9 protein-coding genes are annotated in these 14,687 nt (G+C 45.2%); 5 read left to right on the top strand and 4 right to left on the bottom strand.

Annotated features, from left to right (window positions below; all coding sequences use genetic code 11):
• Positions 1 to 171 precede the first annotated feature (171 nt).
• Positions 172 to 3,960, top strand: a complete 3,789-nt coding sequence (locus tag RID53_RS07035; RefSeq protein WP_446387434.1) for a P-loop NTPase — start codon at positions 172 to 174, stop codon at positions 3,958 to 3,960.
• A 548-nt stretch (positions 3,961 to 4,508) separates the two neighbouring features.
• Here the strand turns inward: RID53_RS07035 and RID53_RS07030 are convergent.
• Positions 4,509 to 7,763: a protein kinase domain-containing protein gene (locus tag RID53_RS07030; RefSeq protein WP_446387433.1), complete on the bottom strand. Its 3,255-nt coding sequence runs from the start codon at positions 7,761 to 7,763 to the stop codon at positions 4,509 to 4,511.
• A 222-nt stretch (positions 7,764 to 7,985) separates the two neighbouring features.
• Between RID53_RS07030 and RID53_RS07025 the strand changes: the two genes are divergently transcribed.
• A complete protein-coding gene (locus RID53_RS07025) occupies positions 7,986 to 8,630 on the top strand; it encodes a class I SAM-dependent methyltransferase (RefSeq protein ID WP_446387432.1) in 645 nt (214 codons plus the stop codon).
• Between the two features lie 286 nt (positions 8,631 to 8,916).
• On the opposite strand, the gene RID53_RS07020 is transcribed toward RID53_RS07025, so the two are convergent.
• Positions 8,917 to 9,261 (bottom strand): hypothetical protein, encoded by a 345-nt coding sequence (locus RID53_RS07020; protein WP_006098037.1) that lies wholly within the window; start codon positions 9,259 to 9,261, stop codon positions 8,917 to 8,919.
• 749 nt (positions 9,262 to 10,010) lie between these two features.
• On the opposite strand from RID53_RS07020, the gene RID53_RS07015 reads away from it, so the two are divergent.
• Entirely contained in the window at positions 10,011 to 10,667 is a 657-nt protein-coding gene (locus RID53_RS07015) for an HAD-IB family phosphatase (protein WP_446387431.1), read from the top strand.
• A 270-nt stretch (positions 10,668 to 10,937) separates the two neighbouring features.
• The gene (locus RID53_RS07010) at positions 10,938 to 11,126 is read left to right on the top strand and encodes a hypothetical protein (protein ID WP_006098250.1); all 189 of its coding nucleotides are present in this window, start codon (positions 10,938 to 10,940) and stop codon (positions 11,124 to 11,126) included.
• A gap of 119 nt (positions 11,127 to 11,245) precedes the next feature.
• Here the strand turns inward: RID53_RS07010 and RID53_RS07005 are convergent, their stop codons facing one another.
• Positions 11,246 to 12,637 carry a glutaredoxin family protein gene (locus RID53_RS07005; protein ID WP_446387430.1) on the bottom strand — a complete coding sequence of 464 codons (1,392 nt, stop codon included), beginning with the start codon at positions 12,635 to 12,637 and terminating at the stop codon, positions 11,246 to 11,248.
• A gap of 481 nt (positions 12,638 to 13,118) precedes the next feature.
• Here RID53_RS07005 and RID53_RS07000 point away from each other — a divergent pair, with 481 nt between their 5' ends.
• Positions 13,119 to 13,310 carry a hypothetical protein gene (locus tag RID53_RS07000; protein WP_006098246.1) on the top strand — a complete coding sequence of 64 codons (192 nt, stop codon included), beginning with the start codon at positions 13,119 to 13,121 and terminating at the stop codon, positions 13,308 to 13,310.
• 513 nt (positions 13,311 to 13,823) lie between these two features.
• Here RID53_RS07000 and RID53_RS06995 read toward each other — a convergent pair.
• The gene (locus RID53_RS06995) at positions 13,824 to 14,612 is read right to left on the bottom strand and encodes an SDR family NAD(P)-dependent oxidoreductase (RefSeq protein WP_446387429.1); all 789 of its coding nucleotides are present in this window, start codon (positions 14,610 to 14,612) and stop codon (positions 13,824 to 13,826) included.
• Positions 14,613 to 14,687: the final 75 nt, after the last annotated feature.

Genomic DNA, 14,687 nt, shown 5'->3' with positions numbered 1-14,687 from the left:
AACGCTACAGTTCGATGAAATCGTTCGGTTGATAGCCGCAAGCAACAGGCTTGGGGTAAAGGCTTTAGAATAAAGACTAGGTTTGGAGTTCTATCACTTCCGGTTAGGGAAAACACCTCCGGTTTTCCTGAAGTTGTTATCAAGTTTTACAGAACTCTCTGGGTTCAACGCATGACAGAGTATAGTAAAGGTCGAATCGTTCAGGAGAATGCCAAGCGTATATTGGCGGCGTTGCTGGATGTCGCTGATGGAACCTTAGAGAGGCAAAATTCCACGAAGAAACCTCTGACTGTTCGCCCTCAAACTGATCCGCCGGGATTGTTTGTCACTTATACGATTAACTCTCTGGTGGAATTGACCGAAAATGATCAGGCTGAGGGTGGGTTGACTTACGCCAAAGTTGAATCAGCGATCAAGTTTCTAGAGGGTTTCGGGATCGTTCAGCGTCCAGACAATCAGCAGGGTTCGACACAGCAGCTAACGATTCGTCTCTGGGAGACTGACAAGCAGAAAAATCTGATTCGGTTTGATGCAGAATGCGATACCCAACGACGCCAGACGCAAACTCGCCAGGGTAACGATCCCTGGGGACAGGTGCGGAAGGTTGTCCCGCCTGAGTTTGATTTGTTGGATCAGAAATTCTTTCATAAGCGGCGTGGGGGAGAGACGCGCATCCTGAAATTACCCTCTGTGTCTAAAAATTGGTCGTTGATTACCCAAGGGAATTATATTGATCGGGATCAACAAGGGGAGGTTTTCGCCCAGGCTGAAGCGTTGGCAAACTATTCGGGGATTTCCCTGTTGCTGATTCGGGGACAACCGGGGGCGGGGAAAACGGCGCTGATGCAATGGTTGGCGTATGAGTTATCGGGTCAACATCGGCTGGTGTTGCAGAAAAAGCGAGAAGAACCCTACTGGTTAGACCCATTATGGGAGTTTTCTGAGCAAATTCATCAGCATTTTTATTTAATCGCCGATGACGTGTTTCGGGATGATTCGATTCTGGAGGAGTTGGAGAATAATGAGTTACAGTTTCCGCTAACGGTAATTGGCACAACGCGGTTGAATGAAGATCAGCAGGACAAGTTACGGTTGCGGGGATATCGGATTGAATCCCTGGATTTAGAATTATCTCCCTTGCCAGAATCTCAGGAAAAACAGCGAATTTTGGATCGGATTTGTCAGGAAGATGGGGAAGCCAAAGCCCGATTAGAGAAAATGGCAGCAGCAGAACGGAAACAGTTAATGGCTGCGCCTTCAATGTTGGTACTGATGTTACAGCTATCGGAAGGGAAACCCTTTGATTTAATTGTGGCGGATGTGATTAGGCGTTTGCCCAGTGATGAGGATTATCCGGTTTATCAAGTTTTTGGCGTGATTTGCAGTTTTTATCAATACAGCATTATTACACCTACGGGAGTGTTGCCGTTGTGTTTGCCGAACTATTCTAAAAAAGCGGTGCGGGATGTGGTGGATTTTGCCAGAGATGCCGAATTAAAGGGCTTGGTGAATATAATCTGGAAGGCTGGATATGATGGGTTTGCAACAATTCACGAACTCATTGCCCAAACAGCGATGACGGTGAAGTACCCGCGCAGTCGGGGCGAGAATCTACCCTATTCTCCTAATTTATTAGAAGACTATTTAAGAGCGGCAATTCCGGCTTTAAAGGCAACTAAAGAAACTCATCAACGCTGGGCGTATCATGGATTGAGACTTTTGGCTGTGAATGGTGAAGTGACTCTTGTCCGTCAGGTTGTGGATGACTATTCCAACCAGATTCAATCTCTACAGCATAAGAGTGGGGTTAGTGGATGGTTTACATGGTCAAAGATGTATGAATCTGTAGGTTTACTGTCGGAACGCGATCGCTGCTTGGATGCAATTTTATCCACTGAACCACAAAGTTCATCAGAGTGGGTTTATTGGCTGTCTCTGATACAAAGGCGTGGTAAAAATGAGCAAAAGCAGGAGGCGATCGCTCTAACTTCCTCTTGGCTGCAACTACATCCTGATGATTTTCATGTTCGCACCAAATACCTAGCACTGATTGGGCAGTTGGGGACGAACCAACAGAAGCAAGAGGCGATCGCTCTAACTTCCTCTTGGCTGCAACTGCATCCTGATGATACATATGTTCGTACTCAATACCTAGCACTGATTGGGCAGTTTGGGACATCTCAACAAAAGCAGAACGCGATCGCTAAAACTTCCTCTTGGCTGCAACTGCATCCTGATGATTCCTGGGTTCGCACCAAATACCTAGCACTGATTGGACAGTTTGGGACATCTCAACAGAAGCAGGAGGCGATCGCTAAAACTTCCTCTTGGCTGCAACTACATCCTGATGATTCCTGGGTTCGCACTCAATATCTGGCACTGATTGGGCAATGTGGGACATCTCCACAGAAGCAGGAGGTGATCGCTCTAACTTCCTCTTGGCTACAACTGCATCCTGATAATTCTCATGTTCGCAGAAAATACCTGGCACTGATTGGGCAGTTTGGCACAACCCGACAAAAGCAAGAAGCGATCGCTCATTCGGGTTTTCAATACCTGGTACTGATTGAGCAGTGTGGGACACTTCTACAAAAGCAGGAGGCGATCGCTCTAACTACTACTTGGCTGCAACTGCATCCTTATGATCGTGAAGTTCGCAGAAAATACCTAGCACTGATTGAGCAGTGTGGGACACCTCCACAGAAGCAGGAGGCGATCGCTCTAACTACTACTTGGCTGCAACTGCATCCTGATGATATTACTGTTCGTGAAAAATACCTAGCACTGATTGGGCAATGTGGGACATCTCAGCAGAAGCAGGAGGCGATCGCTCAAACTTCTTCTTGGCTGCAACTGCATCCTGATGATACCAATGTTCGTACTCAATATCTGGCACTGATTGGGCAGTGTGGGACAACTCAACAGAAGCAAGAGGCGATCGCTCTAACTACTACTTGGTTGCAACTATATCCTGATGATCATGAAGTTCGCACAACCTACTTAGCTGTAGTTGGAAAGGCTGGCAAAGACATCATCGACATTGAGCCTATTATCATCCAGCAATGGCAATGGATTAGTCAGCAAGCACAAGTAGACCAATCTTTATGGACTGCATTTTTACCTGTCCTATATTATCATGCCCAACCTCGACTGATTCAAAAAGCTGTCAATCTTGTTTTGCAGCAGTACCCCAAAGATGCAACCATTATCTGTCTTATTTTTGGCTACTTTCAAAATGATTTAGATTATGAAACCTGCTATCGATTAGCTGATTTGATTAGCCAGTCTCGACTCCATACATCGCAGTGGCAAAGCGTTATCTATGCGGCGAACTTCTTTCGAGACTGTGGTGAGTTAGATAAAGCTACAGAAATTTATCAAAGAACCATCAAATCTGCTAAATTCCGAATCAAGAAGTATGGCGATGATCTCCAGAAAACAGTTAACTTCGCCTCATTAAACTATGCCTTTCTCTTGCTACTACGCCAACCCCCAGATCCCTACACAGTCATGGATTATCTCCAACCTACCCTGACGAAAACCCCCAAACATTGCGTTGCTCACTGGTACATGGCGCGGTGCTATCAAGCCCAAGGTCACAATTATAGTAGCAAAGGGCGGAAGGTTTACCAACAAGCCATCAAACATTTCCAGCAAGCGATTAAGTTTGATAATCAAAAAAACGGTCACTTCTGGTATGAGTTTGGCTGCTTCTACCGAGATGCGATGCAGAACCCGACTGAAGCCCGCACCTGTTTTGAAAACTCCCTGAACCAGACTATTAATCTTCGCGCCTGTGTGGATTTAGCCGAATTAGAACTGGCTGATGGTAATTTTGACCGGGCGAGGGAGTTGTTACAACAGGGATTAGCGTTGGTGCCGATGACTCGCCCCGAAAGGGAACAGCGTGATAGGTTAGAGTCTCGAATCCAAGGGATTCAAGCTCAACTTGATGATTAAAAGGATAGGGTTTGGGCTGGATAAAGAAAGTTTACTTATCCAAGTTTAATAAAAGTCCGCGTAGGCGGACTTTGTTTGTGTAGCTGCGAATTCTATTCGCCAAGCTTTAATGGTGCAAGGTGTGCATTATTGGTGGGTTACGGCGGATATCCCATTATCGAATTATTTCCAAGTTTAATAAAAGCGTAGGCGGACTTTGTTTGTGTAGCTGCGAATTCTATTCGCCAAGCTTTAATGGTGCAAGGTGTTCATTATTGGTGGGTTACGGCGGATATCCAATTATCGGATTATTTCCTGGATTTAATTCCGCCTAACCCACCCTACTCTATCCCCCCCTAGTCACCCTTTCAAAGGGAGGGATAAACGGGGAAATAAAGGTGGGAAAAGAAGGGAAACCATCACATAAAGATGCTTCTAATATTACATCTGAAACTTCCTTCTTGCTCCCCTCTCCCCTGGTGGGAGAGGGGCTGGGGGTGAGGGGGTTTAAGTTGACACTAATAGCACGTCAGTGGAAGAGGGCGCACGTCGGTGCGCCCCTACGGGTATTACATTTTTCGCTCCATCTGAGCAAAATGTTCCAATAACAATCGGTGAATAAAAATATACCCACCTCCCACCTTCTGTAAAAAAATCTGCTGCGTCGCATAATCCAGAAATCGCGCATAATTCCAGGGAATACACCCACTAAAATACAGCACTAACCGTAATGTGAAATGCTGAATACAAGCAATTCCCGCAGGTGAAAACAACCCAAACAGCAATCCAATCACTGCACCAAATAAAATCGGTAGCCCCACGATTTGCGCCAAACCAACCATAGCAACTACCCCAATTAAAGCAAAAATTAAGGTATTTTGTGCCGATTGCCATATCCCTTGATTGGGAACTGTACTTGTCTCAATTCCGCCTCCCGTTAATCCACGCAATAATACGAAAATTAATCCCGTTCCTATACCACTCAATCCATAGGTTAGCCCCTCAATAATCGCCTCCTGACTCGGCGTAATCAGCCAGAAAACGAGTCCACTGCTGAAGCCAAATATTAATCCTACGGTTAACCCAATTCGCAACCCCGGTAATAGATTCCGTTTTGCTTTTACCCATGACCATTTCAACGTTTCCACGGGTTCAATCTGATTCATAACCAACGCGACAATTAACCCCGCCATCAATCCGCCACCGAGTCCCATAATTAATCCCGCCAATAGAGTAATTTCCCGCCAAAACATAAGCTCGACATTCAGCCCCCCACCCAACCCCATAATTAATCCCCCGATTAAACCGACTCCTAGAGAATACAGCCATTTTTGCGCCTTAGTGTCTAACCAACTCGGCTGCAATCGCTCAATTAAAAATACGGTTTCTGAGTTTTGATACATCCGTTTTGCTAACCAACTCAACCCGTTAATTACTTGCTCTTGGTTATACTTCTCTTGACCCCGTCTGCGCTTAAACATCCGCTGAATGTACCGATCAAATAAGTGCTTGCGCCAGTCGTCTAAACCACTCCTTTGCGGTAACTCATCCAGGGATATTCCCTGATATGCCAGGGTGATAATACTTAACATTAACGGGGATTGGGCTAAGTCTTGTAAGGTGCTATCCGATCGCAGAACTTGGCGCACGACTGTAAGTTGCGTCCCAGCACTGTTTAGATAGCGATCAATTTGGGCTAAGGTAAGCGGTTGCAGACAAATGGCGGCTTGTAAATTCAAACGCTGCTGTAGGGCTTGATAATCGCGAATCCGACTACAAACCACGAGTTCAGTTGTGCCATGTTCGCTACTAAATTGATTGATGGCGGTGACACAAGCCTCTCTTAATGTAATACTTACTTCGTCCAACCCATCCAATAAGAGTAACAGTTCTCCCGAATCAATCCAGCTTTTCCCAATATCTTTCGATACTTGATATTTGGTATGCAGTTCATTAACTAACCAGTCAGCAATGGTTTGCTTACCTCCCGTCCAAGAGGATAAATTAAAGACCACAGGAATCGGGTGATTACTATCAACGTCCGCCTGATCCAATAGATCGCAAGTTAATTCTAAAAGCGTCGTGGTTTTGCCACTTCCCGGTTCCCCTAAAATTAAGAGCGATCGCCCCTCGCCCATCGCTAGAAACTTCTCACTGACTTTGATTCCCGGTAATAGGGTTTGCTGGAATTCCCCAGAACCCTCCCAAACCAATTCCCAAGGGCGTTCGACTAAATCGAGGCGTTCTTCTAACCCCAGTTCAATTAAGACGCGACCATGTAATGAGGTTTCTAATACCCCTTTAATCCAATAGTTTCTCACTTTATTGAGTAATATGTGGCGAAACTGTACATCTTGGCGAGTCTGTTTCGGTTGGGGTTTAGACGGAGAACTTTGGGGTGAATAGGTTCTATTTTCTGAGGATACAGGTTGAATTAAATAACTCGGTACGGGGTCAGTAATATTTTTTAACGACAAATCCCCTAAAAATGTCGTAGGTAACTGTAAATGATTTTTGACCAAATCATAAACAATCCGAGAAATACAAATCCCTCCCGGTTGTGCCTTCCCTTCTAAACGGGCAGCAATATTCACGCCATTGCCCATGACATCGCCTTCACTGACAAAGACATCGCCTAAGTGAATACCAATCCGATGTAAAATAATGTCATTTTCCGATAAACTTTGGGCAGCTTTAGCTAGGGATTTCTGAATTTCAATCGCACAATCCACCGCCAGAACCGCACTGGGAAAATACATTAATAAGCCATCCCCAGTAGACTTAATCGTCTGTCCAGAAAACTGCTGACATAATTGCCGCATTAACTCTAAATCCCGGTGAATTAAGTCCAGAGTATGTTCTTCATCCGCCGACATTCTGGCACTAAACCCCACACCATCGGTAAACGCGATCGCGGCTAGGGTGCGCTGAGTTTGAAGCTGAGACGGTAAACTGTTTACAGTTCTCATGGGACGAGGTAAAGGTTGACTAGGGAAGGGGATTGTCGCACTAGATGGTAAGGCGGCGATCGCGTCTAATACCTCTCTCACATTGTCATAGCGATCGCGGATATCCTGACACACCATTTTCGCTAAAATGTCATGAAAACGTGAGGCTTCTGCCACCTGATCTCGCCACAGTATCTCACCGGTTTTCGGATCAGTTGGCAAATGATGAGGTAATACCCCAGTTAAGGCTTGAATCCCCAACATTCCCACCGCATGAATATCGCTACTAAAACGCGGTTTTCCCGCACATTGTTCCGGAGGCATATAACCGGGCGTACCAATAGCAATCGTCACCTCTGTTGGGGAACTTGTCGCCGTACTCACCTGTTTAACCGTGCCAAAGTCAATTAAAATAATCTTGCCATCCGCTGCCCGTCGAATTAAATTAGAGGGTTTAATATCCCGATGAATCACCTGATGTTGATGAACAATGTTTAAGATTTCTAAGATATCCCAGACTAACCGGATCGCCTGCATCTCATCCAATCGGCGTCCAGCCACTAACTCGTGACGTAAATCCTCCCCTTCAATATGTTCTTGAACTAAATAAAATTGCTGATTATCTTCGAAATGGGCTAAAAGCTGAGGAATTTGGTCATGATTGCCCAATTGATACAAAACCCGCGCCTCGGTATCAAATAGGCGGCGAGACGCCTCTAACACAGAGGAATTCGACACCTGCGGCTTCAGTTGTTTAACCACACAATACGGATATCCGGGTAAATCGCGATCGCGTGCCAGGTAGGTTTCGCCAAACCCCCCACGTCCCAAGGGTTGGATAATTTCATAGCGCCCCCGTAGTCGTGTTCCAATCATAAGATTTGTGTAGACTCTCAGCAGGTTTTATAGACCGCACAAGTGATATAATTCTGCCATAGCCCCTCGAAAAAGCACGTTCCGTCTCAATCGTAACGCCCTCTGTTCCTGAACTGAGTAGTCTCACGGTGCTGGGACTTTTAGGATTGGGTGCATTAACCCGCGCTGGTTGGGTTTCGTTCCTCAACCCAACCTACAAAGATGACATAAGACAAATGACAAATGACAAATCTCTGGACATCGGCTGACCATGCGCTATCTTATTTAGAGCGATCGGATAATCTCCCCCATCGCACTGAAGGTGAAGCTGTTGTCTTAGAAGAGGTTCCCAAAACCGTTAAACGTATCCTCGATTTAGGTACTGGAGATGGACGCCTTTTGGCACTGCTGAAAATTGACCGCCCCCATGTCGAAAGTATCGCGATCGATTTTTCGCCCACGATGCTTGATGCTGCTAAACAGCGGTTTGCTGGGGATGACACAGTAAAAATCATCACCCATGATTTAGATCATCCCTTGCCAGAATTAGGTACATTTGACGCGATCGTGTCTAGCTTTGCGATTCATCACCTAACTCATGAACGCAAGTATTCCCTCTATGCTGAACTCTTCAACATACTAGAACCCGGTGGTATTTTTTGTAACTTAGAACACGTCGCCTCTCCCACACCAGCACTCCATGAACATTTCCGCGTTTGCATGGGGATTGCTGACAAACCCGATGATCCCTCGAATAAATTATTGGATGTAGAAACTCAACTGAAATGGCTACGAGAAATTGGTTATACTGATGTTGATTGTTATTGGAAATGGCTGGAACTGGCGCTTCTGATTGGTAGAAAACCGAATACAACAGAAAAGCAATAGCAAATCATTGAACGAAAGTTGAGCGCAGTCCCTATCTAGAATCTTTGATTTAGATGGGGTTGGCGAAAGTAAGGAAGGTAGAGACGCGCCATGGCACGTCTTGACCCTTCTTCGCTAGTCGGACAGGGTGTGTAGGGGCGGGTTTTACCAATACCGTTCAGGAGACAACCCCTACCTTAATTAAACTCGCCCTTGCTGAAGGTTAAATGTCAAGTGAACTCCTCTATCTTCCTCATCTTCTACATCTCCCCTATCTCCCTCATCAACTATGAAACGTTAGAAGCATTTACTGATTCCACACTTCATCAATCGGTGGTGGTTCAGGGGGTAGGGGGCGTGATGAAAGGGGCTTTTCGTTCGTCTCCGAGGACTGATTTAAAGCGTGCATCGGATTGTTACCCCGGATAGTCCCCACCCAATTATTTTGATTTTGGGGTGTCACTGTGGATAAAGCATTGCCTCGATCCAGCAAATAACTCAGATGATGTAGCCCTTCACACAACCGATGTAAATGAGCGCAACGATACTCCGCCGCTTGCCAATCTCCAGCTTCTAAGGCTTCAGCGTATCCGCGCTGTAAAGCTCTAATGAGTCTGAGTTGGGTTTCAATGATGGGATAGTTTAGAGTCATTCCTTTCGCATTGGTTGACAATTGTACGTGGTATATACCCCCTGATCAAGCTAATCGCTTTGGACTAGATTTCTATAGTCTTCGCGGTTCTTCTTCGCGGGTTATGATGAGATACGTCAAGTTATTCCTGATCCCTTCTCTCTCATCCTTTTCCTGTGAGCAGAGTGTATCTCACCGAATCGCGAACCGCTATATCCTGACTCAATCATAACCCAATAACTATTGGTCATATCAATGATTTAATTCAATTTACTTTATGGATCAAACATTGTAAGTTCGTGGCTCTGACCTATTGCCGGGGAGACGGAGACTCCGGTTCATTGGGTATTGTACTTATGGGGTCATTGAGCTATTGTCATACTCACGAAGCAGCAAGCAAGCTATGCCCTTAATTTCTGGGTTCTGAAGATAAATCTATTCAGTTATTGCTACTTTAATAACTCCGAGATATACATCAATTAGAGAATAATCACTTAATCGAAAATACTCTAGCTTGACCTGTATTAGGAGGGTTAGGACTATCACAAATAAGGAACATTGACTTCTCAAGGCTTTTGCTTAACTTCGGTCTATTCCATCGTTCAGAACTTTATCGGTTGTAGCCGGATGATTTTTATCGATTCATCTTAAAATTAAAAACTATCTGATCTATTCTTTGCTTAGAGAGATTTAAGGCGGCATAATAAAGCAAGTGGGATGGCTAAGAATATACCATCTTTATCAATGTTAAACCTAACCTCTGATCTCGAATGCAGCGAGTTGTCTTTTGTGACTTCGACGGTACGATTACGGCAGTAGAAACCTTTGCCGGGATGTTAAAGGATTTTGCGCCTGAAGTATCTGCCCAAGTGATGCCCGAACTTTATGCTAAACGGCTAACCCTACGGGAAGGTGTGCGCCGCGTCCTAGAATCAATTCCGTCCTCTCGATATCCAGATATCCTCACCTATACCCAATCTAAACCGATTCGCCCCGGTTTAGTCGAATTACTCGATTTTCTAGACGATCGCGGCGTACCGTTTGTGGTGGTTTCCGGGGGATTGCGCGGTATGGTGGAGACGGTGTTGGGTCGAGAAAAGCGGGGACGAACGTCGCTGCTCGAACGAGTGGCGGCGGTTTATGCGGTAGATGTGGATACCAGTGGTGACTATCTCCAGCCATTGTCCGAGTTTGAGGGGGATAGCGAATTGGTTGCTAAAGTTCAGGTGATGGCACAACACCCAGCAGACGAACAGATTGCGATCGGGGATTCGGTAACGGATTTTAACATGGCATTGCACGCCTCTGTCGTCTTCGCCCGCGATCGCCTCCGCCAGTATCTCGATGAACGTCAAAAGCCCTACCTACCCTGGAATGACTTTTTTGAGGTGCGTCAACAGCTATCCCAGCTTTGGGGAGATAGCTAAGGGGAAGCAGGGGGAGCAGGGGGAGCAGGGGGAGCAGGGGGAGCAGAGGGAGCAGGGGGAGCAGGGGGAGCAGGGGGAGCAGGGGGAGCAGGGGGAGCAGGGGGAGCTTCTTAGAGAAGTCGGGGATCTTTCGGAGATATACTGTAAAGTTTTGTAAAATAAACTTTGCCAAAACTTTATTGAAAAGCTGATTCAGCTTCATAGAATTGAAAAAATAACACTCATATAATGAAATAGTTTATTGAAAAACGTCCAACTAGGAGTTGCACCATGGTCTATCAACAAAACGATCGCGTAAAAATCATCAAAGGCTCTCTCAAAGGTCATACAGGAAAAATTGCCTCTTGTAGCCATGAAGGTAGCTATTTTATTGCCAGAGACTTGACGCATCAAACAAACGATATGTCCAACCTATACGGACCACTGCTGGGCGACGAAATTTCACCCTTATCTTATTAAATTGAATTCACTCATACAATGCGAAAACAGGGGGAGAATAAACTTTACCCCCTTAATAATTTGGGTACTTTTTCCTTTGAAGCTTCTTCCCTTAAGCCTTCTGCCTTGGGCGATAAGTCCTAGCCAAGGGTTAGTAACTGGGGTTTAAAGATCATCGCCAGACCAAAGAATAGCATAAAGAGTCCGCCAACCAGTTTCAGTACTCTCCCTTGGTTTTCAGTGAGTCGAGTGGACTTAAACGAATAGATAAAGTTGCCTAAAATAGCCAACAGCGGCATAATGTAAATCGCGGCATACAACGCTGTCCACGAGATATGACACAAGCCAATTGTATCGGAGCAGTACTGTAACAGCGCCGTCATGTAAACCGCAGGCAGAATCGCTGTACAACCAAGTTCGACAATATTGACAAAGACAGCTAATAGAACCGTCCCCGCTAATGCCGCCAGAAACATCTTGCGATCGCCTTTAGCATTTCTCAGGTTTCTGACAATCGTTCCCGCTCGTTTATTGATCGTTGACTGTTGTTTTTCCGAGAGGGATAAGGAGATAGATTTTTTAAACCAAAAATAATCCTTGATATTGATTAGACCCGCCCCAGTAATCAGAATTCCCAGAATTTGCATAAATCGAACGCCATAGTTTTCTAGGAAAACTGAACCCGCCAAGACCATCAGCATGATAAAGATAAAATACATCACCGCTGATGTGATAATAAAAGTTGTCCCCACCAAGGTCATATCCTTGCGGCTGCGGGTATAGGTGAGTAACGACAGCAGAATAACTAAAACCGTAAACGCACAGGGGTTAAAGCCATCGGCAAGGGCAATGGTAGAGACAAATAGGGGAAAGGGAAGCCCTTGGGCAAAGGTTTTAATTACAGCATCAGGGGTGAGGGCAAGAAACGCAAATAGACTGATGATCGTTGTTGCCAGCAACCCGCCAATCCAATAGCGTTTACCTTGTCGTTTCTCAAGCTGGTCTTTCAAAAACGGATAACTACAGAGATACCAGAACGGGATTAAAAAGACCTGCCACGGGGGGCTGGTCTTAGTTTGTTGCTGTTGATCAGTTGTGGGTAAATTGAGTGGAGATCCGACGGCTGTTTCTATCGCTGCAATAATTTGGTTTTTGTAGCCGATATAAGCTTGATGAACTGGAGTGTATTCCAAGGGTCCTTCGGCTTCACTATAGCCAATGAACATTTTGTCCTTAACTACAGTCCTGGGAACAGCGCCGGACGAGATTCCCCGGGCTTTTTGGAATTCCTGCCATTCCCTGGGATTGTCGTTAACCTCAAGCGACGTAACCTCAACATTTTTATTGTGTTGATCGATATAAGTCATTAACGGCTTTTGCTCGAGGCAATGGGGGCAGGTTTTGCTGTGGAAGAAATAGACATTGACGACATCATCACTAGCCTGGGCAACGGACTGAAAGGAGGTCACGAATACCAGACCAACCATGATGATAAAGGACAGAATCAGTCGGCGGTAAGATTTAACCATCATTTTTTAGCGTCCTTTTTACATGAGGAGAAATTTAGAAGACGATACTTCCACTGTAAATCCATCACCGGGCGAGGATCTGCCCTTAGAAAAAAGATGTAATAGTTCTACCTTGACAGGATGGGCATGATGTTTTAAAGCACGCTTTTCAGTGCCATTGATCCCAAAGCTGTATTTCCTATAGGGGATCAACGGTGTATACCCAATCCGATGAAGTCACCCCTAGGCATGACTTGGATACCTTTTCCTGGGAACCTTCTGCCCTCTACCATCTGCTCTGTGGCTTGTTCTCTTGGATGCCAATCGTTCAGACCCCAGCAATACCAACGGTTTCCAGAGTTCTTTGTTATTGTCAGGCATTGTAAACCTGAAAGATTTCTAAAATCTGTCGAAAGATCGTCGCTGATGATGTAAAACTTTTGTCAAAATACTGTATAAGTAGGAAAAGCTAATTTTTGAACAAATGTGAAACGGAGGGATCACAATGGTTTACAAGCAACATGAACTCGTGCAAATCACCAAAGGCTCTTTAAAAGGTCACACGGGAAAAATCGCGGCTTCCAGCCATGATGGAATCTACTTTATCCAAGGAAACTGGAATAGTCACGAAACGGGTGCTTCCAATCTGTACGGACCCTTGTTAGGAGACGAAATTACGCCAGTGGCGAACTATTGATCCTCAACTGCTTCCATAGCAGTAGAGGAATGACGAATTGGTCATTATTCCTTGATTACCTCGATTAATCTAAACGTTTTCAGACCCCTCGACTTATACAGACAACTGAAAGGGTGCAGCCTAAACCGGGTTGCACCTTTGTCATGTAGAGACGTTGCATGCAACGTCTCTACAATGGTGTCGAAAATCCTAATCGATGTGTCTACTGCTATAAAATTAGCAATTTTAATCGTTTACCACAATAAAACTTATGTATAGGTCATGAACCGAGGCATTCCCTTATCGAACGTGGCATTTGAAAGTAAGCTGTTCGGCATTTAAACCTTAATATCAATAATGGCGCAATCCTTGTAGTGCGTTTAGCGAAGCCATGCCGCAGGCTTTGCATCTTGCTCGCTACTAATACCCAATTTAAATGCATTACAGCTTATCTCTACTTCCCCAGCTCCCAGACGTAGCATGCTACGTCTCTACATTGCTTCCCACGTTCCCTGTTCTCTGTTCCCTTTTTCTTTATTTTTGAGGACGAAACTGTTGTTCAACAAGTTGTACCATAGTTTTTCTGGGAAAGAATCTCGGCAGATTAACGATAAAATTATTCTGCCACCGCCCTGGCACAACCGTACAATCATCAGCGTCTAGAGCCTGGAGAATTTCCTGAACCACTACCTCCGGGGAATCGGTTTGTTGCTGTTTTAAACTATCAGGAGCATATTCGGCAAAATTCGCTGTGGTGAAAAAGTTCGTTTCCGTTGGTCCAGGACAAGCTGCCATAATTTTAACACCCGTATGCTGATTTTCTGCCCAAAGCGCCTCACTGAAACTAAGCACAAAGGCTTTACTTGCTGAATAGATTGATAGATACGGGAGCGGTTGAAACCCAGAAATTGAGCAGAGGTTAATAATACTTCCAGAACCTCGTTGTTGCATCTGCGGGAGAAAGTGATGAGTCAAGTCTACCAACGCCAGGACATTAAGCTGAATCATCTCTAGCTGTTTACGCCGAGCAGTCTGACTAAAGGCACCGTAGTCGCCAAACCCAGCATTATTAATCAGTAAATCAATGGAAATATTTTTCTGATTGACTATTTCAAAGACGTGTGGGACGGCATCAGGTGCGGTAAGATCTTGGGGAATAACCTCAACTTGAATCCCGTATGTGGCTTGTAAATCTTGGGCAAGTTGCTGTAGTTTGTCTTGGGAACGAGCGACAAGAACTAAATCGGTTGACTGTTTAGCGAGTTCCTGAGCAAATGCAGCCCCCAGCCCTGCCGACGCTCCAGTAATTAAAGCAGTGGACATTAATGTTCTATTATTTTTAGAGATGTTTAGGTTGCCATTATTAACCTAATGTCTAGTTTAACGCATTGCCCCTAA

It is taken from the genome of Coleofasciculus sp. B1-GNL1-01 (assembly GCF_040220235.1).
Taxonomy (GTDB): Bacteria; Cyanobacteriota; Cyanobacteriia; order Cyanobacteriales; family Coleofasciculaceae; genus Coleofasciculus.
Note: the sequence above shows the minus strand (reverse complement) of the source record. Positions and strands in the feature narration are given on the sequence as shown.